This is a genomic window from Monashia sp. NPDC004114 (genome assembly GCF_053603855.1).
The window spans coordinates 113,840-139,397 of the sequence record NZ_JBSGGK010000003.1 but is presented as its reverse complement, the minus strand read 5'-3'; the positions used below and the strand labels follow the sequence as shown (position 1 = coordinate 139,397).

At 70.1% G+C, this 25,558-nt stretch carries 24 protein-coding genes; 15 read left to right on the top strand and 9 right to left on the bottom strand.

Going from position 1 to position 25,558, the window contains the following annotated elements; all coding sequences use genetic code 11:
• Positions 1-79: 79 nt before the first annotated feature.
• The 3 genes from ACWEOW_RS05500 to ACWEOW_RS05490 all read right to left on the bottom strand — a co-directional run bounded on the left by ACWEOW_RS05500 (position 80) and on the right by ACWEOW_RS05490 (position 4,262).
• Positions 80-1,738, bottom strand: coding sequence for an ABC-F family ATP-binding cassette domain-containing protein (locus ACWEOW_RS05500; protein ID WP_452268158.1), 1,659 nt, complete (start codon positions 1,736-1,738; stop codon positions 80-82).
• Between the two features lie 443 nt (positions 1,739-2,181).
• Positions 2,182-2,895, bottom strand: coding sequence for a response regulator (locus ACWEOW_RS05495; RefSeq protein WP_452268157.1), 714 nt, complete (start codon positions 2,893-2,895; stop codon positions 2,182-2,184).
• The gene (locus tag ACWEOW_RS05490; protein WP_452268156.1) at positions 2,892-4,262 is read right to left on the bottom strand and encodes a sensor histidine kinase; all 1,371 of its coding nucleotides are present in this window, start codon (positions 4,260-4,262) and stop codon (positions 2,892-2,894) included. Before ACWEOW_RS05490 ends, ACWEOW_RS05495 begins: the two co-directional genes overlap by 4 nt.
• A 165-nt stretch (positions 4,263-4,427) precedes the next feature.
• Here ACWEOW_RS05490 and ACWEOW_RS05485 point away from each other — a divergent pair, with 165 nt between their 5' ends.
• The 5 genes from ACWEOW_RS05485 to ACWEOW_RS05465 all read left to right on the top strand — a co-directional run bounded on the left by ACWEOW_RS05485 (position 4,428) and on the right by ACWEOW_RS05465 (position 8,483).
• Positions 4,428-5,327, top strand: coding sequence for an ABC transporter ATP-binding protein (locus tag ACWEOW_RS05485; protein WP_452268155.1), 900 nt, complete (start codon positions 4,428-4,430; stop codon positions 5,325-5,327).
• Positions 5,324-6,175: an ABC transporter permease gene (locus tag ACWEOW_RS05480; RefSeq protein ID WP_452268154.1), complete on the top strand. Its 852-nt coding sequence runs from the start codon at positions 5,324-5,326 to the stop codon at positions 6,173-6,175. Before ACWEOW_RS05485 ends, ACWEOW_RS05480 begins: the two co-directional genes overlap by 4 nt.
• A 228-nt stretch (positions 6,176-6,403) precedes the next feature.
• A complete protein-coding gene (serS, locus tag ACWEOW_RS05475) occupies positions 6,404-7,735 on the top strand; it encodes a serine--tRNA ligase (RefSeq protein ID WP_452268153.1) in 1,332 nt (443 codons plus the stop codon).
• Positions 7,736-7,746: 11 nt separating this feature from the next.
• Positions 7,747-8,130, top strand: coding sequence for a YidH family protein (locus tag ACWEOW_RS05470; RefSeq protein ID WP_452268152.1), 384 nt, complete (start codon positions 7,747-7,749; stop codon positions 8,128-8,130).
• Positions 8,127-8,483 carry a DUF202 domain-containing protein gene (locus tag ACWEOW_RS05465; protein ID WP_452268151.1) on the top strand — a complete coding sequence of 119 codons (357 nt, stop codon included), beginning with the start codon at positions 8,127-8,129 and terminating at the stop codon, positions 8,481-8,483. The genes ACWEOW_RS05470 and ACWEOW_RS05465 overlap by 4 nt, the downstream gene beginning before the upstream one ends.
• A gap of 127 nt (positions 8,484-8,610) precedes the next feature.
• Here ACWEOW_RS05465 and ACWEOW_RS05460 read toward each other — a convergent pair whose 3' ends face one another.
• The 5 genes from ACWEOW_RS05460 to ACWEOW_RS05440 all read right to left on the bottom strand — a co-directional run bounded on the left by ACWEOW_RS05460 (position 8,611) and on the right by ACWEOW_RS05440 (position 12,807).
• Positions 8,611-9,354, bottom strand: a complete 744-nt coding sequence (locus ACWEOW_RS05460) for a GntR family transcriptional regulator (RefSeq protein WP_452268150.1) — start codon at positions 9,352-9,354, stop codon at positions 8,611-8,613.
• A gap of 66 nt (positions 9,355-9,420) precedes the next feature.
• Complete coding sequence (locus ACWEOW_RS05455; protein WP_452268149.1) at positions 9,421-9,834, bottom strand: universal stress protein; 414 nt, start codon at positions 9,832-9,834, stop codon at positions 9,421-9,423.
• A gap of 22 nt (positions 9,835-9,856) precedes the next feature.
• Positions 9,857-10,675, bottom strand: coding sequence for an ATP-binding cassette domain-containing protein (locus tag ACWEOW_RS05450; protein ID WP_452268148.1), 819 nt, complete (start codon positions 10,673-10,675; stop codon positions 9,857-9,859).
• Between the two features lies 1 nt (position 10,676).
• Entirely contained in the window at positions 10,677-11,738 is a 1,062-nt protein-coding gene (locus ACWEOW_RS05445) for an ABC transporter permease (RefSeq protein ID WP_452268147.1), read from the bottom strand.
• A 70-nt stretch (positions 11,739-11,808) separates the two neighbouring features.
• On the bottom strand, positions 11,809-12,807 hold the full coding sequence (locus ACWEOW_RS05440; protein WP_452268146.1) for a substrate-binding domain-containing protein: 999 nt from the start codon (positions 12,805-12,807) through the stop codon (positions 11,809-11,811).
• Positions 12,808-13,305: 498 nt separating this feature from the next.
• On the opposite strand from ACWEOW_RS05440, the gene ACWEOW_RS05435 reads away from it, so the two are divergent.
• The 10 genes from ACWEOW_RS05435 to ACWEOW_RS05390 are packed head-to-tail and all read left to right on the top strand — an operon-like array spanning position 13,306 to position 24,588.
• Positions 13,306-14,310 carry a Gfo/Idh/MocA family protein gene (locus ACWEOW_RS05435; RefSeq protein ID WP_452268145.1) on the top strand — a complete coding sequence of 335 codons (1,005 nt, stop codon included), beginning with the start codon at positions 13,306-13,308 and terminating at the stop codon, positions 14,308-14,310.
• Between the two features lie 17 nt (positions 14,311-14,327).
• Complete coding sequence (iolC, locus tag ACWEOW_RS05430; RefSeq protein WP_452268144.1) at positions 14,328-15,311, top strand: 5-dehydro-2-deoxygluconokinase; 984 nt, start codon at positions 14,328-14,330, stop codon at positions 15,309-15,311.
• Positions 15,308-16,213 carry a Cgl0159 family (beta/alpha)8-fold protein gene (locus ACWEOW_RS05425; RefSeq protein ID WP_452268143.1) on the top strand — a complete coding sequence of 302 codons (906 nt, stop codon included), beginning with the start codon at positions 15,308-15,310 and terminating at the stop codon, positions 16,211-16,213. Before iolC ends, ACWEOW_RS05425 begins: the two co-directional genes overlap by 4 nt.
• Complete coding sequence (gene iolB, locus ACWEOW_RS05420; protein ID WP_452268142.1) at positions 16,210-17,115, top strand: 5-deoxy-glucuronate isomerase; 906 nt, start codon at positions 16,210-16,212, stop codon at positions 17,113-17,115. Before ACWEOW_RS05425 ends, iolB begins: the two co-directional genes overlap by 4 nt.
• The gene (gene iolD, locus ACWEOW_RS05415; RefSeq protein WP_452268141.1) at positions 17,112-19,088 is read left to right on the top strand and encodes a 3D-(3,5/4)-trihydroxycyclohexane-1,2-dione acylhydrolase (decyclizing); all 1,977 of its coding nucleotides are present in this window, start codon (positions 17,112-17,114) and stop codon (positions 19,086-19,088) included. Before iolB ends, iolD begins: the two co-directional genes overlap by 4 nt.
• Positions 19,089-19,136: 48 nt before the next feature.
• Positions 19,137-20,018, top strand: a complete 882-nt coding sequence (locus ACWEOW_RS05410) for a sugar phosphate isomerase/epimerase family protein (RefSeq protein WP_452268140.1) — start codon at positions 19,137-19,139, stop codon at positions 20,016-20,018.
• Between the two features lie 55 nt (positions 20,019-20,073).
• The gene (locus tag ACWEOW_RS05405) at positions 20,074-21,573 is read left to right on the top strand and encodes a CoA-acylating methylmalonate-semialdehyde dehydrogenase (RefSeq protein ID WP_452268139.1); all 1,500 of its coding nucleotides are present in this window, start codon (positions 20,074-20,076) and stop codon (positions 21,571-21,573) included.
• Positions 21,573-22,610: a Gfo/Idh/MocA family protein gene (locus ACWEOW_RS05400; RefSeq protein WP_452268138.1), complete on the top strand. Its 1,038-nt coding sequence runs from the start codon at positions 21,573-21,575 to the stop codon at positions 22,608-22,610. The genes ACWEOW_RS05405 and ACWEOW_RS05400 overlap by 1 nt, the downstream gene beginning before the upstream one ends.
• 11 nt (positions 22,611-22,621) lie before the next feature.
• On the top strand, positions 22,622-23,554 hold the full coding sequence (locus tag ACWEOW_RS05395) for a TIM barrel protein (protein WP_452268137.1): 933 nt from the start codon (positions 22,622-22,624) through the stop codon (positions 23,552-23,554).
• A 29-nt stretch (positions 23,555-23,583) separates the two neighbouring features.
• Complete coding sequence (locus ACWEOW_RS05390; RefSeq protein WP_452268136.1) at positions 23,584-24,588, top strand: Gfo/Idh/MocA family protein; 1,005 nt, start codon at positions 23,584-23,586, stop codon at positions 24,586-24,588.
• A 73-nt stretch (positions 24,589-24,661) separates the two neighbouring features.
• Here ACWEOW_RS05390 and ACWEOW_RS05385 read toward each other — a convergent pair whose 3' ends face one another.
• Positions 24,662-25,498 (bottom strand): CPBP family intramembrane glutamic endopeptidase, encoded by an 837-nt coding sequence (locus ACWEOW_RS05385; protein ID WP_452268135.1) that lies wholly within the window; start codon positions 25,496-25,498, stop codon positions 24,662-24,664.
• Positions 25,499-25,558 lie beyond the last annotated feature (60 nt).

Below are 25,558 nucleotides of genomic sequence, written 5' to 3'. Positions count from 1 at the left end.
GGGACTCCGCCCTGGGTCGGGGAGGTTTCCACGCACCACGTGCGCGAGGATCTCCCCGACCTGCCGCGATCGCCAGGGCTCAGAGGACCTCCACCGCCACCTCGCCGTCGGCCAGGGTCCACCGATGAGTGAGCCGTATGCCGTCGAGCAGGCTCGCGTCGTGGCTCACCACGAGCACGGTCCCCGAGAAGGCCGCCACCGCGGCCTCGAGCTGCTCGATCGCGTCGACGTCGAGGTGGTTCGTCGGCTCGTCGAGCACGAGGACGTTCACCTCGCGGCCCTGGAACAGCGCCATCAGCGCCCGGGTCCGCTCGCCCATCGACAGGCTCCGGGCGGCCCGGCCGATGTGCCCCGCCCCGAGCCCGAACTTGGCCAGCAGGGTGCGCACGTCAGCGAGCGTCCACTCCTGGCCCGTCCTCGAGCTCTTGCCGAGCGCGCGCCGGACGACGTCGACCACCGGCGCGTCGGCGTCGAGCAGGCTTCGGCTCTGGTCCAGGACCCCCACCGACACACGGGTGCCGAGTGACTGGCGCCCCGATGTCAGAGGAAGGTCGCCCAGCAGTGCGCTGAGCAGGGTCGTCTTGCCGCTCCCGTTGTCGCCGATGACCGCGATCCGGTCGCCGCGTCCGACGACGAGAGACACTGGGCCGAGTCTGAACCCGTGCCGCTCGACCACCGCGTCCGCCAGGGTCGCGACGACGTCGGCGGACGGCCGGCCCTCGGTGATGGTGTAGCGCAGCTGCCACTCCTTGCGGGGCTGTGCGACGCTGTCGAGGCGGTCGGCCGCGCGCTCCAGACGAGCCCCCTTCGCCGCCTGACGGTCGGCCCGCGCAAGGTGCTTCTCGCGGATGTGCTTGTCAGGCTCGCCGCCCGTGGCGACGTTGCGGCGGCCCTTGTCGGCCCACTCCTGCCGCTGGCGCGACTGGGCCAGCAGCGAGTCTCGACGGGCGGCATACCCTTCGTACGCCTCCCACGCCTGGGCCCGGGCGAGCGACCGCTGGGCCACGAACTCGCTGTAGCCGCCGGTGTAGTGGCCGATCCGCTGCTGGTGCAGGTCGAGCTCCACGACGTTCGTGGTGACCTCGTCGAGGAACCTGCGGTCGTGGCTGGCGATGAGCACCGGACCCTCGTGCGAGCGGACGAAGTCCGCCATGAGGTCGAGGCCGCGCGTGTCGAGGTTGTTGGTGGGCTCGTCGAGCAGCAGCACGTCGTACTGGCTGAGCAGCACCGCGACGAGGCAGGCGCGGGCGGCCTGTCCGCCGGAGAGCGTGCCGAGCGGGCGCGACGGATCGACATCGAGGCCCACCTTCGCGGCGACCTCGGGCAGCCGGTCCTCGAGGTCCGCGGCCCCCAGGGCGAGCCAGCGCTCGAGGGCGTGAGCGTAGCGGTCGTCAGCGTCGGGAACGGCCGAAGCGATTGCCGCAGAAGCAGACTCGAGCTCAGCGTCGGCCGCTTCGACCCCGGTGCGACGGCGAGCGTAGGCCAGCAGGGTCTCGCTCGGGTCGGGTAGCACCTGCGGGAGCCAGGCGACAGTCGCGTCCCGTGGCGCGAGCCGGATCGAGCCCGACTCGACGGCGAGCTCGCCGACGATGGTGCGCATCAGGGTCGACTTGCCGGAGCCGTTCGGCCCGACGACCGCCGTGACGTCGCCGTCGGCGAGGGTCAGGTCGAGGCCCGTGAACAGGGTGCGAGCGCCGAAGACGACGTCGAGATCAGAGATGGTGAGCGTGGATGGCATCAGGGTCCTTGATGGTCGGCAGGGCCCCGCGGGTGACGTCGGAGGTCACGACCTGGCGGGCGGGCACGAAGGCATCAGGAGATCCACACGGGAGAGAAGGTATGCCGCCGGGCCGGGTCCCGTCCACTCGATTACATTGGCTCGCTCCGCTCGCCGTGTTCGGCGCGCCCTGATGTCGCGCCTTCCCTCCTCGGCTCGCTCGCTGGCGCTCGCTTCGCTCGTCAGTCCAGGAGCGACGCGCGCCGAACCATCACATGGCTCGCTCCGCTCGCCGTGTCCGGCGCGCTATCACATGGGCTCGCTCCGCTCGCCGTGTCCGGCGCGCCCTGATGTCGCGCCTTCCCTCCTCGGCTCGCTCGCTGGCGCTCGCTTCGCTCGTCAGTCCAGGAGCGACGCGCGCCGAACCATCACTTGGGCTCGCTCCGCTCGCCGTGTCCGGCGCGTCAGAGGAGGTCGGCGTCGTGGACGACGATGGCGATCTGCACGCGGTTGTCGGCGCCGAGCTTGTCGAGGATCCGCGAGACGTGGGCCTTGACGGTCGGGACGGACAGATAGAGCTCGCGAGAGATCTCGGCGTTGGACAGCCCGCGGCCGATGGCGAGCGCCACCTCGCGCTCGCGGTCGGTGAGGTCGACGAGCCGGGCCTGGGCGAAGCGTCGTCGCGCGGCCTCCGCGGAGTCGGCCGAGTCGACAGAGGCGACGTGGGCCATGAGGGTCGCGGTGACGCTCGGCGACAGGATCGGCTGGCCGGACGCGACGAGCTGGACCGCCTCGACGAGGCGAGCCGGCTCGGTGTCCTTGAGCAGGAAGCCGTTGGCCCCGGCCCGCAGGGCCTGCACGACCATGTCGTCGGCGTCGAAGGTCGTGAGCACGATGATCCGCAGCTCATGGTCGCGGCCCGCGCGCGCAGACTCGGACAGCAGCCTCCTAGTGGCCTCCAGGCCGTCGCGCCGAGGCATCCGGATGTCCATGAGCACGACGTCGGGTCGGTGCTCGGCGACCACGCGCTCGGCCTCGATGCCGTCGCCGGCCTCGGCGACCACGGCAAGGTCGGGGGCGCCGCCGAGGATCATGCGCAGGCCCGCGCGCACCAGCGCGTCGTCGTCGACGAGGACAACCCGTGTCACCCGCTCGATCCCCGACACGTCGGCGCTCACGCATCCCACGGCAGCCGGGCCGTGACGACGAAGTCCCCGCGCCGGTCCTGGCCGTACCTCAGCTCACCGCCGGCGAGCACGGCCCGCTCGGTGAGCCCGAGCAGCCCCATGCCGGCGCCCTGCGGCGCCGTGACCCGTTCTGGCACCGAGTTCGGCGCTGTGCCGCCGATGCCGCCGATGCCGTCGGCGCCGGTGCTCGTGGAACCGACCGGCGCGACCGATGGGACCGGCTCCTGCGACGGGTGAGGTATGCCGTTGCGCACCATGACGTGCACGGCGTCGGTCCCGTCGGGCTCGGTCCGCCGCGCCACCGCGAGGGACGCCGTCATGCCCGGCGCGTGCTTGCGCGCGTTCGTCAGGCACTCCTGGATGATCCGGTACGCATTCCTCGAGACCTGCTCGGGGACGTCGTCGAGGTCGCCGGACCGCTCGATGACGACCGTCGCACCTGCGGTGGTGGCCTCGGCAAGCAGCTCGTCGAGGTCGCGCAGGGTCGGCTGGGGCGGCTCGGGAGCGCCTGCAGCGTCACCTGCCGACCCGCCCGACCACCCATCCGGCGACCCACCAGACGAGGTCCCCGGCTCTGACCCGTTGGCGCCCGGCACGTCGCGCAGCACCCCGAGGACCGCGCGGAGCTCTGCGAGGGCCTTGTTGGCGCTGTCGCGGACGATCTCGGCCGTCGCGGCGACCTCGTCCGGCGTCAGGTCCTTGCGGTAGGCGAGCACCCCGGAATGCATGGACACCAAGGAGATCCGGTGCGCCAGCACGTCATGCATCTCGCGGGCGATCCGAGCCCGCTCGGCGAGCTTCGCCTGCACGACCCGCATCGCCTGCTCGCGTTCCGCGGTGACCGCCCGCTCGTGCAACGACGCCACGAAGGCCCGTCGCTCGCCGACCGCCCACCCGATCGCGACGAGGACGGCGAAGACCAGCGTGCCGATGATGACGTTCGACCACGGCTGGGGTTCGAGGCCCGGGCGGAAGACCCAGTCGTGGACCCAGCCGGACACGAAGTAGGGGACCGAGATGACGACCAGGTCCCTCCACCGCCGACGGGTCGACAAGGACACCAGCGCGACCGCCGACGCCCCGATGGCGACGGACGACACGCTGCTCAGGAGCGTTGTCGTCAGGGCGATCCCGAGGGGCCAGCGTCGCCGCCACAGCAGCAGGACCGTCGCGACGACGCCGAGCAGCAGGTCGGCGAACAGCCACTCCGAGCCGAACCGGGGCACGGCATGCACCGTGTCCAGCTCCGAGCGGACCATCCCCCAGATCGCCAGCCCGAAGAGGAACGCGACGACCAGGCGCCACGTCTCACCCCAGATGTGACCCCGGCGGGTCCGGGCGACGCGAGGAAGTGGCACGCGACCCAGCGTAGGCAGAGTGGGGGCGGGCGGCATACCGACCAAAGGACGTCGCTCAGGGACGCGACCCTGACTCGCGTCAGGGTCGGGTGCGACTTTGGTAGGGGTCGAAATCAGGCTGATGACTGATGTGCGCGCACATCCGGCTTCGAGAGGCTTGCCGTCATGATCACAGTGGAACGACTCACCAAGAGGTACGGCCCGTTCACGGCCGTCGACGATGTCTCGTTCGAGGTCAAGCCCGGTCTCGTCACCGGCTTCCTCGGACCGAACGGCGCCGGCAAGACGACCGCGATGCGGGTCATGGCCGGCCTCACCCCCGCGACCTCGGGTCGCGCGACCGTCCTCGGCAGGCCGTATGCCGCTCTGCCCAACCCCGGCCGCCACGTGGGCCTGCTCCTCGACGCCTCGGCCCAGCACGCCGGCCGCACCGGCCGCGAGGTGCTCACTCTCGGCGCCGTCCTCATGGGCGTCGACCGTCGCCGGGTCGACGACATGATCGAGCTCGTCGGCCTCACCGACAAGGAGGCCTCGCGCCGGGTCCGCAACTACTCCCTCGGCATGCGCCAGCGCCTCGGCATCGCCCACGCGCTGCTCGGTGACCCCGAGGTGCTCATCCTCGACGAGCCGGCCAACGGCCTCGACCCGGCGGGCATCCGGTGGATGCGTGACCTCCTTCGCGGCTACGCCAACGAGGGCGGCACCGTCCTGCTCAGCTCGCACCTGCTCAACGAGATCGAGCGCGTCGCCGACGAGATCATCGTCATCGGCCACGGCAAGATCGTCGCCCAGGGCACGAAGGGTGAGCTGCTCGCCGGGGCGGGGACCTACGTCCGCTCGACCGACGACGACGCCCTCATCGGCGCCCTCGCCACCCAGTCCATCGTCGCCCAGCGGACGCCGGCCGGCGGGGTCCAGGTCGACGCCGAGCCGATCGCCGTGGGCCGCGTGGCCGCGGCCAACGCGATCATCCTGACCGAGCTGCGCGGTGGCGACAGCCGGGGGCTGGAGGAGATGTTCCTCGACCTCACGGCCGACTCCGCACGAGAGGAGGTGGCGGCATGACCGCCACGACCGCTACGACCGCCGTGACCGGCACCGTCACGTCCCCGAACGCCGAGTCCGCCCTGCCGGCGACCGCGAAGATCCCGGACCGCATCGCCGGCCCGCGCCCGACCAAGGGCGTGCCGTTCACCCGCCTCGTCGCCGTCGAGCTGCGCAAGATGCTCGACACCCGCGCTGGCCGCTGGCTCATCATCGGCATCGGCGCCGTCATCGCCGTCGCGCTGACGATCATGTTCTTCAACAAGGGCGGCCAGCACAGCTTCGAGGAGTACCTCCAGGCCACGACCATGCCGATCGCGATCATCCTCCCGGTCGTCGGCATCCTGGCGGTCACGTCGGAGTGGTCGCAGCGCACCGGGCTCGTCACGTTCGGGCTCGAGCCGCGCCGGATCCGGGTCGCCTGGGCCAAGCTGGTCTCGGCGCTCGTCGTCGGGGTGTGCGCGTTCGCGTTCTCGCTCGTGCTCGCCGGCATCGCGCACCAGTCGGCCATCACCTTCCGCGGCATCGAGGCCGACTGGACCATCGGCGGGCTCGTCCTGCTCGGTGCCGGCGCCTACGTGCTCCTCGGCATCGCCCAGGGCGTCGGGTTCGGCATGCTCTTCAAGAACACGCCGGCCGCGATCGTCGTCTACTTCATCCTGCCGACCGTGTGGTCGATCCTCGGCGGCATGGTGTCGTGGCTGCACTCGGCCGCCGAGTGGCTCGACATGAACCAGACGATGGCCCCGCTGTTCGAGGGCTCTCTGACCGGGGCGCAGTGGGCGCACCTCGCGGTGTCCGTCGCGGTCTGGGTCATGCTGCCGCTCGGTGTCGGGATCTGGCGCCTCACCCGCGCCGAGGTGAAGTAGCCCCAAGCCGGTCGAGTGGTCACTTCGATACACACCGAGCGACCACTCGACCGGGCGCGCCGTATGGAAGTGACCACTCGACTGGCGGGGGGAGTCGAGTGGTCACTTCGACACACACCGCGTGACCACTCGACTGGGACTCGGCGTGTGGAAGTGACCACTCGACTGGGGTCGACGTGCCGCAAACGCGGTCGTGGGTCCACGCGGGGCGCCGATAGGCTGGCCCGCGTGATCGACATCAAGCTCGTGCGCGACGAACCCGACCGGGTCCGCGCCTCGCAACTGGCCCGCGGAGAGGACCCGGGGATCGTGGACGCGATCCTCGCAGCCGACGAGCGCCGCCGGTCGTCCCTCGGCGAGTTCGAGGGCAAGCGCGCCGAGCAGAAGACGGTCAGCAAGCACGTCGGCGCGGCGATGGCGGCTTTCCAGAAGGCCAAGAAGTCGGGCGACGGCGACGTCGGCCGGCTCGAGCGGGCCGCCCACGAGGCGCGCACTCACGCCGCCTCGTTCAGCGAGGAGGTGAAGGCGCTCGAGAGCGTCGCCTCGGACGCCGAGGCCGAGCTCTACGCGCTGCTGCGCCAGGTCGGCAACGTCATCATCGACGGCGTCCCGACCGGCGGCGAGGACGACTATGTCGTGCTCGAAACAGTCGGCAGCCCAAGGGATTTCGCAGCCGAGGGCTTCGAGCCGCTCGATCACCTCGCGCTCGGCGAGCGGCTCGGTGCCATCGACATGGAGCGCGGTGCCAAGGTCGGCGGGGCGCGGTTCTACTACCTGACCGGTGTCGGCGCCCGGCTCGAGCTCGCGCTGCTCAACATGGCGATGGCCCAGGCCGCCGGAGCCGGGTTCACGCCGATGATCACCCCGACGCTGGCCCGTCCCGAGATCATGGTGGGCGCCGGCTTCATGGACGCGCACGCCGAGGAGGTCTACCACCTCGAGGCCGACGACCTCTACCTCACGGGCACGTCGGAGGTGGCGCTCGCCGGCTACCACGCCGACGAGATCATCGACCTCTCGGCCGGGCCCAAGCGGTATGCCGGGTGGTCGGCCTGCTACCGCCGCGAGGCCGGCTCGCACGGCAAGGACACCCGCGGCATCATCCGCGTCCACCAGTTCCACAAGGTCGAGATGTTCAGCTACTGCCGGCCCGAGGACGCCGAGGCCGAGCACCAGCGACTGCTCGACTGGGAGCGCGAGATGCTCGCCAAGATCGAGGTGCCCTACCGCATCATCGACACCGCCGCAGGAGACCTCGGCACACCCGCCGCACGCAAGTTCGACTGCGAGGCCTGGGTGCCGACACAGGGCAAGTACCGCGAGCTGACCTCGACGTCGAACTGCACGACGTTCCAGGCTCGCCGGCTCAACACCCGCGAGCGTGACCCGAACGGTTCGGGCACGCGTGCGGTCGCGACGCTCAACGGCACGCTCGGCACGACCCGCTGGCTCGTGGCGATCCTCGAGAACCACCAGCAGCCGGACGGCTCGGTCGTCGTGCCCGAGGCGCTGCGACCGTTCCTCGGCCTGGACGTCCTCAAGCCCGCCGCGTCGATGTAGTCGGGCGCAGGATGCCGCGCGAGAACACATCGAACGGGGAGAGACGGTTCCCGGAGTCGGTCTTCGGCGTCGGTTCCGAGCCTGACCCGCGGTTCACTCTGGCCAACGAGCGCACCTTCCTGGCGTGGATCCGCACCGGCCTCGCGCTGACCGCCGGCGGGGTGGCACTCGAGGCACTCGCTCTCGACATCCATCCCGGCTGGCGGCTCGCCGCCTCGATCCTGCTGCTCGCCGCCGGTACGACGACGCCCGTCCTGGCCTGGTTCGGCTGGCGGCGCGCCGAACGGGCCATGCGGCTCGGCCGCCCGCTCCCCTCGACTCCCATGACGCTCGTGCTGAGCCTGGTCGGAGCGGCCACGGCGATCCTGGTCCTCGTCGGTGTGCTGGCCAGATGAGCCGCCTTGAGCCGCAAAGGCCCTGGGACCCGGGCCTTCAGCCGGAGCGCACCGTGCTGGCGTGGCGCCGGACCTGCCTGGCGCTCGCAGGCGTCGGTCTGCTCGTCACCCGGCTCTTCCTCGCCGGCGGGTCCTGGCTCGCGGTTGGTGTCGTGGTCGTCCTCGTCGCGGTCGGGGGCGGACTCGTCTGGTGGCTCGCCGAGAGACGCTCGCGGCTGGCGAACGCGAGCCTGCGCTCCGGGCGCGGCCTGGCGGAGGGTCCCGGCGGCCGGCTGCTCCTCGTGGTGGCCAGCTGCGCCTTCGCGGTCGCGGTCGTCAACGGCATACTGACGCTCGTCCTGCCGACCCACTGACGCACGGCACCGACCCGAACACACCCGGGTGGAGCCGGCGCTCCGCGCCGGACCGTCACCTCGGCACAGCTGCAGCTCGACGGAGCTGGAGGTTTCCAGGTGTGTTGCTCAGGACGACGTGGTGGGGTCAGCGCTCGTCGAGCATGACCTCGATCGTGTAGTCCTCCGCGTGGTAGCAGTGGTCGCCGTACTCGACCGGGTCGCCGACCGCGTCGAACGCGGTGCGGGTCATCGTCAGGACCGGCTGGGATGCGCGCAGCCCGAGGTGCCGACGCTCGGAGGCGGACGGCGTGCGAGCGCCGATGCGCTGGTGCGCAACGACGGGTTTGCCTCCGCGGGCCCGGAGCAGGGCGTAGAGGCCGTCGTGCTCGAGCTCGTCGCGGCTGATGTCGGAGTATCGCGGCGGCAGCCAGTTCTGCAGGATGGCAAGGGGGCGGTCGCCGTTGCTGCGCAGCCGCATGACGTGCAGCAGCGGCGTCCCCACGGGCAGCTCCATCGCCGTCGCGGCGACCGCGTCCTCGACGACCTCGTGCGTGAGCACGGTCGTGCGCGGCTCGGCGCCACCGCCCTCGCGGCGCAGGTCGTCGTAGAGGCTGGTCAGCTCGGCCCGGCGGTGGATCTGGCGGGCGGCAACCGTCGTGCCGAGGCCCCGGCGGCGCAGCAGCAGGCCCTGCTGGACGAGCTCCTGGATGGCCCGGCGGACCGTCGGGCGCGACAGGCCCAGACGGTCCGCCATGGCCACCTCGTTCTCGAACGGGTCCCCGGGCTGGAGGTCCCCCGCCGTGATGGCAGCGCTCAGCTGCTCCGCCAGCTGGTGGTAGAGGGGGACCGGTGTCCCGCGGTCGATCCGGACGTCAACCGTCTTCGACATGGGCGCAACCTAGCGACTCGACGTCGGCATGACAGGACATGCTCATACGATGACACCCCCACGCCGTCACCGTGGGCTCTTCACGACGAGGACGGGCACGTCCGAGTCGAGGATGATGTTCTGCGCGACGCTGCCGAGGAATGCCTTGCCGACCGGCGAGCGGCGGCGCGCCCCGATGACGAGCAGGTCGGGGCGCAGCTCCTTGACGGTGGTGAGGATCGCCTCGGACACGTCGCCGATCTCATGCCCTCCGGCGACGAGGCGCACGTCGACCTCGACCGGCTCTGCGCCGGTCGAGCCGAGCACGCGCTCGACGGAGTCGGAGATGCCGGCCCGGGTCGCCTCGGCGACATCGCTGTCGAGGGCGTCGACGACATGGATGACGACGAGACCGGTCTCCCGGAAGCGGGCCTGGCGAGCTCCCTCGGCGAGGACGAGGTCGCTCGACGACCGCACCTGGTGCGCGACCGCGACGCTCATGGTGCCTCCTTTCCTCGTGTCCTCAGCTGCCCTGCAGCTCGTGGGACAGCTCGGTCAGCTCGTCGCCGCCGGCCATCTGCCGGGTCAGCTCGTCGAGGGCGACCTCGGACCGCTTCTTGTCGAGGACGGCCTGGCCGAGCTTGAGGATGACGAAGTGGTTGCCCACGAGGTAGGCGTGGTGCGGGTTGTGGGTGATGAAGACGACCCCGAGGCCCGCATCGCGCGCTGCGGCGGTGTACTTGAGCACGACGCCGGACTGCTTGACGCCGAGTGCCGCCGTCGGCTCGTCGAGGATGAGCACTCGCGCGCCGAAGTACACCGCACGAGCGATGGCGACACACTGGCGCTGACCGCCCGACAGGGTGCCGATCGGCTGGTTGATGTCCTTGACGACGATGCCCATCTTGCGCAGCTCCTGGTCGGCGATCTCCTTCATCTCGCTGATCTTGAGCGGGGCCAGGGGAACGCTCGACGAGGTGAGCTCGGAGCCGAGGAAGAAGTTGCGCCAGACCTCCATCAGGCTGACGACCGCGAGGTCCTGGTAGACGGTCGCGATCCCGTGCGCGAGCGAGTCGCGGGGGCTGGTGAACTGGACCTCCTGCCCATCGACCTTGAGCGTGCCTTCGTTGTGCGGGTGCAGGCCCGAGATGATCTTGATGAGGGTCGACTTGCCCGCGCCGTTGTCACCGAGGACGCAGGTGACCTCTCCGGCGTTGACGGTGAGGTTGATTCCCTTGAGCGCGCGGATGGCGCCATAGGTCTTGCCGATGTTGATCATCTCGACGAGCGGCTCGCCCTTGTGCAGCTCCGGGTCGGCGTGCTCGTGAAGGGTGTCAGTCATGTCAACCCACCTTTCGGGCTGTCGAGAGTCGCTTGACGTAGAGGTTGACCATCACGGCGAGCAGCAGCATGACGCCGAGGAAGGCCTTGAACCAGTTCGGGTCCCACCCGGCATACACGATGCAGAGGCTCGTCATGCCGAAGATGAAGGCGCCGATGGCGACGCCGATGGCGTTGCCGTAACCGCCGGTCAGCAGCGTGCCGCCCACGACCGCAGCGATGATGTAGAGGAACTCGTTGCCGACGCCGTTGCCGGCCTGGAGCGTGTTGTAGTTGTACAGGTAGTGCATACCGGCGAACCACGCGAGGAACGACACGGTCATGAAGAGGCCGACCTTGACCCTGGTGACGGGCACTCCGACCGCGCGGGCCGAGGCGGCGTTGCCGCCGACGGCATAGATCCAGTTGCCGATCTTGGTCCGCTGCAGCACGTAGGCGGAGAGCGCAACGAAGATGAACCACCAGATGACGGTGATCGAGAGGGTGACCGAGCCGATCTGCCACTCGTTGGCGAAGATCCAGTTGAGGGAGCTGTAGCCCGCCATCTGGTTGATGTTCGGGCTGGACACGGATCCCGTGACCAGCTTGGTGATGCCGAGGTTGGCGCCCTGGAGCACGAAGAACGTGCCCAGGGTTATCAGGAAGCTCGGGATCCCGGTTCTCATGACCAGATAGCCGTTGAGGAACCCGATCGCGAGACAGAGCACCAGCGACAGGATCGCGCCGACCCACAGGTTGATCCCGAGCTGGTAGCAGAACATCGCGTTGAACAGCCCGGCTGTGGTGACGGTGACACCGGCGGAAAGGTCGAACTCACCGCCGATCATCAGCATCCCGACCCCGACCGCGACGATGCCGATGGTCGAGGACTGGTAGAGGACGGTGAAGAAGGAGGCTGGGGTGCGGAAGGCCGGCGCCACGATGAGGAAGAAGACGAAGATGACGACCGCAGCCACCAGGGCGCCGATCTCGGGCCTCGCGAGGAGGCGGTTGGACCAGCCGAGCGTGACCCGGTTCGAGGCCTCGGCCGGCGCGGCGGGCGGAGTCTGGACTGTCTGACTCATGGATTGCTCCGATCCGTGCAATCTGCGAAGAGGCGGCCGGCCGTGTGAGGCCGGCCGCCTCGTCGGGTGCTCAGCGGGTGTTGTTCTTGATGAAGGGGAGGACCTGGTCGATGTTTGTCTTGTCGACGAAGGAGGGGCCGGTCAGCACGGCCTGGCCGCCACCGAGGACGTTGCCGTTCTTCTTGAAGAGGTAGAGCTGGGTGATGGCCATGTAGCCCTGCAGGTAGGGCTGCTGGTCGATGAACCACTGGATCTTGCCGTCGCTGACCGCCTGCGCCGCATCCGGGTTGGTGTCGAACGTCCCGATCTTCACGTCTGTCCGACCGGCCCCCTGGGCGGCCTTGATCGAGTCAAGGGCCTGAGGTGCACCCAGGGTGACGATCCAGTTGATCGTCTTGTCCTCCGTCAGCTTGGCCTGGATCGCGGTCGTCACCGCAGCGTCATCGGCGCCGTTGACCTGCAGGTTCTCCGTGTTCGGGAACGCTTCCTTGACGCCGGCGCAGCGGTCCTCGAGGGCCACCGATCCGGTCTGCTGGATGGTGCACAGGATCTTGGTGGCGCCGGCGTCGGCGGCACGCTTCCCGGCCTGCTGACCAGCCAGCTTCTCGTTTGAGGCGAAGTGCGTGAGTGCTCCCGCTTGCTGGAAGAAGTCGATGCCCGAGTTGAACGTGTCCACCGGGATGCCGGCCGCCTCGGCCTTCTTGATCGTCGGGATCAGCGCGTCCGGTGTGACGAGGGTGGTCGCGATGCCGTCCACCTTGGAGTCGATGGCGTTCTGGATCAGCACCGCCTGCTTGGCGGCTTCAGGGTCTGCCGAGTACTTGAGGGTGGAACCGGTGTCCTTCGCGGCCTGCTGGGCTCCGGCCTTGATGCGGTCCCAGAACGTGTCTCCAGGCGTCTCGTGGGTGATCATCGCGAAGGTGTAGCCGCTGTTGCCGCCGCCACCCCCGCCCCCGCCGGTAGAGGTGGTGCTGGGGGCGCCGCCGCTGCTGCAGGCAGCCAGGGCGAGCGTCGCTGCCGTGGCAATGCCAGCGGCGACGGTCAAACTCTTTCGAGTTCGAGGGATCATCGTTGATTCCTTTCGTCTGTCGCGGAATCCGGTCGCCTGACGCGGACGCGACGAGCTGTGACGGTGGAGGTCGGGAGCGGGACCGGGCTGGTCCGGGGTGACGCGGGCAGCGATGGGGAGCCCGTGTCGTTCTGCTCTGGGCGGGCCGTCTCCGGGGCCGCTGTCCGTATTCAGGTCTGGCTTCGTCCGTCCTGGTCGAACGGTGTGTGGCGAGGTCTTCGCCATCGACTGCGCAGGGCCACAAGCTCGTGCCCATTCCGCTCCGGCGCCGTCATCGGTGTCAGTGGATGTCCGCGACCCCGGCGGCGGTGCCAGCAAACAGGAGGATGCAGCAGTCAGGACGGTCTGTCAAGCAATTGATCAAACATCAGAATGTTCTAACATTTGCTTGACAGCAAGGGTGAGACGACGCGACCATCGATGTCGACGGGCGACGCAGTGTCGGACCGTGCGCCCGGCGCCCCGGGCGACGAAGAGTGCCACCCAAGGGAGTGTGTTGTGCGTATCGGACTCGCCGGCGTAGGCCGGATCGGTGCCTTCCACGCAGAGACGCTGCGCGGCCTGCGCGACGTCGACGAGGTCGTCGTCGCGGACCTGGATCCCTCGGCCGCCCGGGCGGTCGCGGACCGTCTCGACATCGGCTTCGCCGAGTCGCCCGAGGCGCTGCTCGAGAGCGGCATCGACGGGTTCGTCATCGCGACGGCGACGCCCGGGCACGCTCCGCTGCTGCGCCTCGGCGTCGCGGCCGGCGTGCCGACCTTCTGCGAGAAGCCGGTCGCATCCACGCTCGAGGAGACGATGGAGCTGGCCAAGCTGGCCGCCGCCTCCGCCGTCCCGGTCCATGTCGGCTTCCAGCGCCGCTTCGATGTCGGCTACCGGCGTGCGCAGCAGGCGGTGGCGAGCGGCGAGCTCGGCTTCATCCACACGGTGCTCGCCAACACCGGCGACCAGTCGCCGCCGCACGCCGCCTACATCCCGACGAGCGGCGGCCTCTTCCGCGACTGCTCCATCCACGACTTCGACATCCTGCGCTTCGTGACGGGCCGTGAGGTCGTCGCGGTGTACGCGACGGGAGCCAACAAGGGTGCGGACTTCTTCACCGAGGTAGGCGACGTCGACACGGCGGCCGCGCTGCTCACGCTCGACGACGGCACCCTCGTGTCGCTCTCGGCGACGCGCTACAACGGGGGCGGCCACGACGTGCGCATGGAGGTCCGCGGCAGCGAGGGCACCATCGGCGTCGGCTACGACGACTCGCTCGCCGTCACCTCGGCGGAGCCGTCGGCCGACTACCCACGCGGCCCCCGACACTGGTCGTTCATGGAGCGGTTCCTGCCGGCATACCGTGCTGAGCTGACCGCCTTCGCGGCCGTGGCCCGAGGCGTGCTGCCCACGCCGTGCAGCGTCGACGACGCCCTCCAGGCCTTCCGCGTCGCCGAGGCGTGCGAGCTGTCCCGACGCGAGGGGCGCGTCGTGCGCCTCGAGGAGATCGAGAACCTGTGAACGCGGACGGTGGGCTCATGCCTGGCTCGGCGGCCTTCGAGGTCGTTGCCATCGGCCGCGTGGGCGTCGACATCTACCCGCTCCAGCACGGGGTCGGGCTCGAGAAGGTGCGGACCTTCGAGAAGTTCCTTGGCGGGAGCGCGACCAACGTCTCGGTCGCCGCTGCGCGCCACGGGCGCCGGGTCGCGCTCGTCACGCGCACCGGCAAGGACGCGTTCGGGCGCTACGTCCACGAGGCGCTGCAGGACTTCGGGGTCGACGACCGGTTCGTCTCGGCGGTCGACGGTCCGCCGACGCCCGTGACCTTCTGCGAGGTCTTCCCGCCGGACGACTTCCCGCTCTACTTCTACCGCTGGCCGATCGCCCCCGACCTGATGATCGAGCCCGACGAGCTGCCACTGGACGCGATCCGGGACGCCGGCGTCTACTGGTCGACCGTCACGGGCCTGTCCCAGGAGCCGAGCCGCGCGGCGCACTTCGCCGCCTGGGCCGCACGCGGCCGACGCATGCACACGGTGCTCGACCTCGACTACCGCCCGATGTTCTGGGCCGACCCCGCCGAGGCCAGCGAGCAGGTGGGCCGGGCCCTCGAGCACGTCACGGTCGCCGTGGGCAACCGTGAGGAGTGCGAGGTCGCGGTCGGCGAGACCGACCCGCAGCGCGCCGCCGACGCCCTGCTCGAGCGCGGTGTCGAGATCGCCGTCGTCAAGCAGGGCCCCAAGGGCGTGCTCGCGGCGACGCGTGACGAGCGTGTCGAGGTGCCGCCCTTCCCGGTCGAAGTCGTCAACGGCCTCGGAGCCGGCGACGCCTTCGGTGGCGCGCTCTGCCACGGACTGCTGTCCGGCTGGGACCTGCGGCGGGTCCTGGAGTTCGCCAACGTCGCCGGAGCGATCGTCGCCTCGCGGCTCGAGTGCTCGACGGCCATGCCGACCACCGCCGAGGTGGACGAGCGGCTCACCGGCTCGACGACCTTCGCTCCCATTGCCGAGGAGGCACGATGACCACCACCCCGCAGCGACCGCGCCTGTCCGTTGCCGACCTCACCGAGGTGCGTGTGCGGGAGCCCGGCCGGATCGCCTCAGCGTGGGCCGCGCGCGAGCGGCGCCCCCTGGTAGGCAGCGACGGCCGGATGCTCGTCGTGGCCGCCGACCACCCCGCGCGCGGGGCCCTCGGCGTGCGCGACCGCGGCACAGCGATGGCCAGCCGCAGCGACCTGCTCGACCGGCTCGCGACCGCGCTCGACCGCCCCGGGGTCGACGGTGTGCTCGGCACGCCGGACATCCTGGACGACCTTCTGCTGCTCGGCGCTCTCGAGGGCAAGATCGCCATCGGTTCGATGAACCGCGGTGGCCTGCAAGGGGCTTCGTTCGAGCTCGACGACCGCTTCACGGCATACACAGCCGCGGAGATCGCCGCGCGCGGGCTCGACGGCGGCAAGATGCTCACCCGGATCTGTCTCGAGGACGCCGGCACCGCATCGACACTCGAGGCCAGCGCCAACGCCATCACCGCGCTCGCGGAGCGCGGGCTCATGGCGATGATCGAGCCGTTCCTGTCGACGCACGAGGGGGGTCGGGTCGTCAACCAGCTCGACCCCGACTCGACGATCAAGTCGATCCACATCGCCCAGGGCCTCGGCGCGTCGAGCGCGCACACCTGGCTCAAGCTGCCGGTCGTCGACGAGCTCGACCGGGTCATGGACGCGACGACCCTGCCGACCCTGCTGCTCGGCGGTGACCCCAAGGGCGACCCACAGGACACCTACGCGTCGTGGGGTCGGGCCCTCGACATCCCCGCCGTGCGCGGGCTGGTCGTCGGTCGCGCGCTGCTCTACCCGCCCGACGCCGACGTCGCCTCCGCCGTCGACATCGCCGCCGAGCTGGTCCACGGGGACCGCCGATGACCTGGCACCGTCCGTTCGGCACCGCCGGCGGCGACGGCTGGGACGTCGTCGTCGAGCCGGACGCCTCCGGCTGGGAGCACACCGGGCTGTATGCCGGCCGGCTCGCCTCGGGGGAGTCGCGCGGTCTCGTGACCGGTGACCGGGAGTTCGTCGTCGTGCCGCTCAACGGATCTGTCGTGGTGTCGAGCGAAGACGCGTCGGGCAGCCACGAGGCGGTGCTCGCCGGGCGCGAGTCGGTCTTCGCCGGCGCGACCGACGTCGCCTACGTGCCTGCGGGATCCCGGCTCTCCGTGACTGCCCGCAGCGACGCCCGGGTCGCACTCGCCTTCGCGGTGGCAGGCAAGCAGGCCGGCGCGACGACCTTCCGGCACGTGCTCTCGGACGAGGTGCCGGTCGAGCTCCGCGGTGCGGGCACCGCGAGCCGCGAGGTGCGCAACTTCGGCATCCCGGGCGTGCTGGACGCCGACTCGGTCATCGCCTGCGAGGTCGTCACCCCGGCCGGCAACTGGAGCTCCTACCCGCCGCACAAGCACGACGAGGAGCGAGCCGGCGAAGAGACCCAGCTCGAGGAGATCTACTACTTCGAGGCCGCGGTCGAGGCCGGCGCCACCGCGCCAAACGGTGCGGATCCCGTTGGCTACCAGCGGGTCTACGGCACCGACGACCGTCCCATCGACGTCATGGCCGAGGTGCGCTCCGGCGACGTCGTCCTCGTGCCGCACGGGTGGCACGGCCCGTCCATGGCCGCACCCGGCTACGACCTGTACTACCTCAACGTCATGGCCGGCCCAGGTCCCGAGCGGGCCTGGCTGATCTGCGACGACCCGGCACATGGCTGGGTCAGAGACACCTGGTCGACCCAGCCGGTCGACCCCAGACTCCCCTTCGGAGGTGCCCGATGAGCAACGCAGCCGACCCGGCCGACACCGTCCGACTCACCGTCGGCCAGGCGGTGGTCCGGTTCCTGGCCAACCAGTGGAGCGAGCGAGACGGCGAGCGCCAGAAGCTCTTCGCGGGTGTCTTCGGCATCTTCGGCCACGGCAACGTCGCCGGCATCGGCCAGGCGCTGCTCCAGAACGAGCTGGTCGAGTCCGGCGACCAGCACCTTCCTTATGTGCTGGCCCGCAACGAGCAGGCCATGGTCCACACGTCGGTGGCCTACGCGCGGCAGAAGGACCGGCTGCAGACGTGGGCGTGCACCGCGTCCGTCGGCCCCGGCTCGACGAACATGCTCACCGGTGCGGCTCTCGCGACGATCAACCGGCTCCCGGTGCTGCTACTGCCGTCGGGCACGTTCGCCACGCGCGTGTCGTCGCCCGTGCTCCAGGAGCTCGAGGTGCCGTATGCCGCAGATGTCACGGTCAACGACGCCTTCCGCCCGCTGTCGCGGTTCTTCGACCGGGTCAGCCGGCCGGAGCAGCTGCCCTCCGCGCTGCTCGGCGCGATGCGCGTCCTGACCGACCCGGTCGACACCGGGGCAGTGACGATCGCGCTCCCGCAGGACGTGCAGGCCGAGGCCTTCGACTGGCCCGTAGACCTCTTCGCCGAGCGCACGTGGCGGATCGGCCGGCCGCAGCCCGAGCCGGTGGACATCCACGAGGCGGCGCAGGTCATCCGCGGCGCTCGTCGCCCGCTCATCGTCGCCGGGGGTGGCGTGCACTACGCGCAGGCCGAGGAGGCGCTGGCCACCCTGTGCGAGCAGACCGGCATACCCGTCGGCGAGAGCCAGGCCGGCAAGGGCTCCCTTCCCCACGGGCACCCCCAGCTGATGGGTGCCATCGGCTCCACCGGGACGACAGCGGCGAACGCCCTGGCCCGTGAGGCCGACGTCGTCATCGGCATCGGCACGCGATACAGCGACTTCACCACGGCCTCGCGAACCGCTTTCCAGGCCAAGGGCGTCCGCTTCGTCAACGTCAACGTCGCGCGCTTCGATGCCGGAAAGCACTCTGGGCTCCAGGTCGTCGCGGACGCTCGGGCCGCGCTCCACGCCCTGATCGGCGCCTTGGAAGGGCACAGTGTCGACGGGGCGTACCGTGAGCGGCAGGCCGACCTCTGGTCCGCCTGGGACGCAGAGGTCGAGAGCACCTACAACCCGCCGGCCGAGGTGACCGACGCACTCGCCGACGGGCTGCTCACCCAGGGCCAGGTCCTCGGTGCGGTCAACGAGCTCAGCGACCCCCGCGACGTCGTGCTGTGCGCGGCCGGCTCGATGCCGGGCGACATCCACAAGCTGTGGCGGGTCCGCGACCGCAAGGCGTACCACGTGGAGTACGGCTACTCCTGCATGGGCTACGAGGTGCCGGCCTCCATCGGCATCCGGCTCGCCGACGGGACCCGCGACGTGTTCGCCATGGTCGGCGACGGCGGCTACCTCATGATGCCGACCGAGCTCGTCACCGCCGTGCAGGAGCGGGTGAAGGTCGTCGTGGTGCTCGTGCAGAACCACGGGTTCCACTCGATCGGGTCGTTGTCCGAGTCGCTCGGCTCCCAGCGGTTCGGCACCAAGTACCGCTACCGCAACGTGTCATCGGGACGCCTCGACGGCGACGTGCTGCCGGTTGACCTCGCGGCCAACGCCCGCAGCCTCGGCGCTCACGTGATCGAGGTGCACTCGCCCGACGAGCTGACCCAGGCCATCAAGGAGGCCAAGGCGTGGCCGGCCGACGGCGGCCCGGTCGTCATCTATGTCGAGACCGACCCCACGATCTACGCGCCCGACTCCGACTCGTGGTGGGACGTCCCCGTCTCCGAGGTCAGCGAGCTCGCGTCGACCGAGACGGCATACGGCGAGTACGAGCAGCACAAGGCAACCCAGCGCCCGCTCGTTGCGCCGACCAACCCCGGTGCGGCCACGCCGTCCGACCCTTCCTGACACCCCCTGACACACCGGCTTTCATTGGCTCACAAAGGAGTTCGAACCGTGAAGCTCGCCATCGACCCCTACATGTTCCGCACGACACCGCTCGCCGAGCTGCCCGGGCTGGTCGCCGACCTCGGATACGAGTGGATCGAGCTGTCACCCCGTGACGACTTCATCCCGTTCTTCAACCACCCGCGCGTCGACGACTCCGGTGTGGCGGCCTTCCGCAAGGCGCTCTCGTCGGCCGGTGTCGGCGTGTCGTCCGTCCTGCCACTCTTCAGGTGGTCCGGCCCCGACGAGGACGAGCGGCAGGCGGCCGTGCGCTACTGGAAGCGCGCCATCCAGATCGCATCGGACCTCGGTGTCGACACGATGAACTCCGAGCTCAACGGCAACCCCAGAGAGGCCGCCGTGTGCGAGCGGCAGTTCTGGCGGTCGATGGAGGACCTGCTCCCGGTCTTCGAGCGTGAGGGCATCCGCCTCGTCCTCGAGCCGCACCCGGACGACTGGGAGGAGGACGGCAAACGCGCCGTCGACCTCATCCGCGGCATCAACTCGCCCAACGTCTCGTTCCTCTACTGCGCGCCGCACACATTCCACCAGGGCAACGACTGCGACGGGATCATGGACAAGGCGGGCGACCTGCTCACCATGGTCCACGTCGCCGACGCCTACGACCACACGGCGTCCTCCGGACTGCGCTACATCGTCAACCCGCCCGGGTCGCAGGTCACGGTGCACCAGCACCTCGACATCGGCCAGGGCGAGGTCGACTTCGACCAGTTCTTCCGCGGGCTCGAGCGCATCGGCTTCGACGGCATCGTCACGGCGTGCGTCTTCGCCTGGGAGGACCGCGCCCGCGAGTCCAGCGAGTACATGCGCGACACGATCCGCTCGTACCTCGACAAGTGGTCGACCCCGCCCACCCTCACCTCCCCCTGAACCGGACACCGCCCCAGACCCACACCTCCACCTGCTCGAACGAAGGAACAGCACCATGAGCACCCCCACCCGCATCACCCACCTCATCGGCGGCCAGCCGTGGACCGGCACCGCCGAGCGCACCTCGCCCGTCTTCAACCCCGCCACCGGCGAGCAGACGGGGGTCCTGGATCTCGCGTCAGCGGCTCTCGTCGACGACGTCGTCAAGCAGGCCAAGGCCGCCTGGGAGGGGTGGGCCGACTCGTCGCTGGCCAAGCGCGCCCAGGTGCTCTTCGCCTTCCGGGAGCTGCTCAACGCCAAGAAGGACGAGATCGGCGCGCTCATCACCGCAGAGCACGGCAAGGTGCTCAGCGACGCCGTCGGTGAGGTCACGCGCGGCCTCGAGGTCGCCGAGTTCGCTTGCGGCATACCGCATCTGCTCAAGGGCGGCTTCAGCGAGAACGCCTCGACGAACGTCGACGTCTACTCGATCCGGCAGCCGGTCGGCGTCGTCGCTGTCATCTCGCCGTTCAACTTCCCGGCGATGGTGCCGCTGTGGTTCATCCCGATCGCGATCGCCTGCGGCAACGCCGTGGTCCTCAAACCCTCCGAGAAGGACCCGTCGGCAGCGGTCGCCATCGCCGCCCTCTGGAAGGAGGCCGGGCTGCCGGACGGCGTCATGAACGTCGTCAACGGCGACAAGGAGGCGGTCGACGCGCTGCTCACGCACCCGGACATCAAGTCGGTGTCGTTCGTCGGCTCGACCCCGATCGCGCGGTACGTCTACGAGACCGGCACAGCCCACGGCAAGCGGGTGCAGGCCCTCGGCGGCGCGAAGAACCACATGCTCGTGCTGCCCGACGCCGACCTCGACCTGGCCGCCGACGCGGCCGTCAACGCGGGATTCGGCTCCGCCGGCGAGCGCTGCATGGCGATCTCGGCCCTCGTCGCGGTCGAGCCGATCGCCGACGAGCTCATCTCGAAGATCCGTGACCGCATGGGCAAGCTCGTCACCGGCGACGGCACGCGCGGCTGCGACATGGGCCCGCTCGTCACCAAGCAGCACCGCGACAAGGTCGCCTCCTACCTCGACTCCGGTGTCGCCGACGGCGCGACCCTCGTCGTCGACGGCCGGGAGAGCGACTTCGACGCCGACGGGGAGGGCTACTTCCTCGCGCCGACGCTGTTCGACAACGTCAAGCCGGGCATGTCCGTCTACGACGACGAGATCTTCGGCCCCGTGCTGTCCGTGGTCCGAGTGCACTCCTACGACGAGGGCCTCAACCTCATCAACAGCAACCCCTACGGCAACGGCACAGCCATCTTCACCAACGACGGCGGCGCCGCCCGTAGGTTCCAGCGGAACGTCGAGGTCGGCATGGTCGGCGTCAACGTGCCGATCCCGGTGCCGGTCTCGTACTACTCCTTCGGCGGGTGGAAGAGCTCGCTCTTCGGCGACACCCACGCCCATGGCACCGAAGGCGTGCACTTCTTCACCCGCGGCAAGGTCGTCACCTCGCGCTGGCTCGACCCGAGCCACGGCGGCCTCAACCTCGGCTTCCCCCAGAACGACTGATGGCTCTGCCCGCTGTCCTGCCCGCACCACGGACGCCGGACCCGATGGACGCTCCACCGCTGCGGTGGGGCGTCCTCGGGACGGGCTGGATCGCCCAGCGCTTCTGCGACGCGATGGTGCGCCACACGCGACAGCAGGTGTATGCCGTCGGGTCCCGCACGCTGGAGGGCGCGGACGCGTTCGCCGACGGGTTCGTCGACCGAAACGACGGGGCCACGAGGGCCGGCGGGGGCACGCCGCCCAGGCCGACGGCATACGGCTCGTACGAGCAGCTGGTCGCCGACCAGGGCGTCGACATCGTCTACGTCGCGACGCCGCACCACCTCCATCTGCCGCACGGGCGCCTCGCGCTCGAGGCGGGCAGGGCGACGGTGGTCGAGAAGCCGATGGGACTGTCGGCGGCCGAGGTTGCCGAGCTGGAGGCTCTCGCGGCTGCCCGCGGGCTCTTCCTCATGGAGGCCCTCTGGTCGGCCTACCTGCCGAAGTTCGACGTCATCCGGCAGCTGCTCGACGGCGGCCTGCTCGGCACCGTCCACTCGGTCCAGGCCGACCTCGGCGAGCTCTTCGGCCCCGAGCACCGGATCATGCGGGCGGACCTCGCCGGGGGACCGCGCTACGACCTGCTGACCTACCCTCTGTGGTTCGCGCGATGGGTGCTCGGTGAGCTGGAGGAGATCTCCGAGGTGGTCACGCGGGCACCGGCCGCTCTCAGCCCTGACCGGGTGGAGGGGCAGATCGCGGTGGCCGCCCGGTCGTCGTCCGGGGGAGTCGCCTCGTTGTTCGCCTCCATCCTCGGCGACACCCCGACGACGGCGACGGTCGTCGGATCCGAGGCCACGCTCCACATCGACGGCCCGTTCTACCAGCCCGGCGGCTTCACCGTCCGCGCCCACGACGGCCGCGAGCTGCGGTACGACGAGCCACGCACGGGCCACCAGGGGCTCCACCACGAGGCGGCGGCAGCGGCCGTCGCGCTCACCCACCGCACCGACCCGACCGAGCTCAGTGAGCTCACCGACCTCACCACACTGCCGTGAAAGGAACATCCATGGGCGAGTCCAAGGCCCGCAACACCGACCCCCGCTACGCCAAGCTGACCATCGGCGTCTGCCCGGACCAGTGGGGCGTCTGGTTCCCCGAGGACGAGAAACAGATCCCCTGGGAGAAGGCACTCGACGAGATGGCCGAGGCTGGGTTCTCCGTCATGGAGACGGGGCCGTACGGCTACTTCCCCAAGGATCCGAAGCGACTCCAGGATGCGATGGACCGGCGCGGCTTCCGCGTCGTCGCGGGCACCGGCTGGGGCATCCTGCACAAGCCGGAGGCCTGGGCCGACACGGAAGCCACGTTCCGCTCGATCGCGCAGACGCACGCCGCCGTCGGCGCGGAGTACATCGTCCACCTGCCGCCGCTCTTTCGCGACGACAAGACCTGGGAGTACACCGACGACCGGGTGCTCTCGACCGAGGCGTGGAACCACTACATCGCCAACGCGGACCGCCTCGGCCGGATCATGAAGGAGGACTACGGCCTCAGGATGGTCCTGCACCCGCACGGCGACAGCCACATCGAGACTCCGGAGGACATCGACCGCATCTTCCAGGCGACCGACCCCGAGTACGTCGGCTTCTGCCTCGACACCGGCCACATCGTCTACGGCGGCGGCGACCCGATGGAGCTGTGCCGCAAGTACCCCGAGCGCATCTCGTACGTCCACATCAAGGCGATGGACCCGGGCCTCGTCCAGCAGGCCCACGACGAGGACTGGCCGTTCGGTCTCGCTGTCGCCAAAGGCTGCTCCGTCGCGCCTCCCGCCGGTGCGCCCGACATGCCCTCGCTCATCGAAGCACTGGCCGACCTCGACAAGGACCTCTACGTCGTGTGCGAGCAGGACATGTACCCCTGCGAGCCGTCCTACCCCCTGCCCAACGCCATCCAGACCCGCGAGTACCTCGCATCCATCGGCCTCGGCCTGCGCTGACGCCCCAGATTGGCAAGGAGACAGTCACCATGACCGTACGCATCGGCATGATCGGCCCCGGCGGCATGGGGCAGGCGCACATCGACCGCATCCACACCGTCATCGCGGGCGGCCGCGTCGTCGCCGTGAGTGACGTCGACGAGGTGCGCGCGAAGGAGGTCGCCGACCGGATCGGCGGCACGGCATACCCCGACTCGGCGAGCCTCATCGGCGCCGACGAGGTCGACGCCGTGATGATCTGCAGCTACGGCCCCGCTCACGAGGTGGACGTGCTGGCCTGCATCGCGGCCGGCAAGCCGGTCTTCTGTGAGAAGCCGCTGACGCCCACGGCGGAGGCGGCGCTGCGCATCATGGCTGCCGAGCAGGCCGTCGGGCGTCGACTGGTGACCGTCGGGTTCATGCGGCGCTTCGACAAGAGCTACCGCCAGATGAGGGCACTGCTCGACTCCGGCGACCTCGGCGAGACCCTCATGGTTCACTGCGCGCACCGCAATCCCACTGTGCCGCAGAACTACACGTGGGACATGGCGATCAACGACACCGCCATCCACGAGGTCGACACGATGCGCTGGCTGCTCGGTGAGGAGTTCGTCTCGGCCCGCGTCGACAAGCCGAAGAAGACGTCGCTGCGCTTCGAGCACCTGCAGGACCCGCTGGTGCTCGTCCTCGAGACCGAGTCGGGTGTGCGGGTCGACGACGAGATCTTCGTCAACTGCCAGTTCGGCTACGACATCCGGTGCGAGGCCGTCGCAGAGAAGGGCACCGTCAGCCTCGCCGACCAGAACGCCATCGAGGTGCGGGACGCCTCGGGGCACCGGAACTCCATCGCCCGCGACCACAACGACCGCTTCTGGGGGGCCTTCGTCACCGAGGTGCAGGAGTGGATCGACGCGGTCGGGCGTGGGGAGCACACGGGCTCCACGTCGTGGGACGGATATGCCGCGGCCTGCGTCTGCGACGCCGGCGTCAAGGCGCTCACGGAGGACGGTGTCGTCACGGTGGAGATGGTCGCGAAGCCCGACTTCTACGCCTGAGCCCGGACCGAGGTGACCGCGCGACCTGAGCCAACAGGTCGGGCGGTCACCTCGATGCATTCGACTCTGCGCGTCACCGCAGCACGAGGACCAGCAGCATCGCCGTGAACACCACGGTCTGAACGCTGTGGACGCAGATGCCGATCAGGGCGCTGCGATACCTGCTGGCCGGCCACGAGATGAAGAACGTGTCGAGGAGGTTCGCCGGGATCGACCACGGCAGGTGCAGGTGGTAGAGGCCGAAGAGGATGCCGTTGGCCAGCCAGTCCCAGCGGCCGAAGGCGCCTCGCATTCGCGGCAGCAGCAGGCCCCGGAAGAGCAGCTCCTCGCCCAGCACCGTGTTGAGCACCATCATCGTCACGGTCAGGGCGAACCAGAGCCAGTTGCCGGAGAAGAACTCACGGCCGTCGAGGGACTGGAGGAACAGACCCTGGTCGCGGTTGGCGGGGGCCGGGATCTTCGGCAGCGCCTCCTTCGCGGCGACGGCGAGGACGAGGGGCACCAGGACCCACCACAGGCGGCCTCCGCGCCTGCCGCTGCGCGGGCTGGTCGGTGCGTGCAGCCACAGCGCGTCCTTCACGACGGACCAGCGAAGCGAGCCCTGCTCGCGGCGCACCGAGGCAGCCACCAGGACCAGCTGCCACGCGAGCCCTGCGGTGAGGCAGAGCAGCAGGGCTCGCGGCCAGGCGCTGGGACCGTCGAGGGCGCCGGCGAGCAGCGGGGCGGCGATCCACGCGAGGGCCGCCATGGGCAGCGCGGCGGCGGCCCAGACGGCCAGGATCCGCGCGCGGGAGTACTGCGGGATGGCCGTCGGCTGAGGTGCCCTGACCTGTATGCCGTGGGCCGCGGTCGACGTCGACGGGCGCCGGGTCGGGCCGGCGCCGTTCTCAAGAGAGCTGGTTGTTGTCATGACTCTCGACGGTAGGAGCGCGACGCCGTCGACCGCGTCGTCGAAAGTGCGGGTTCCCTG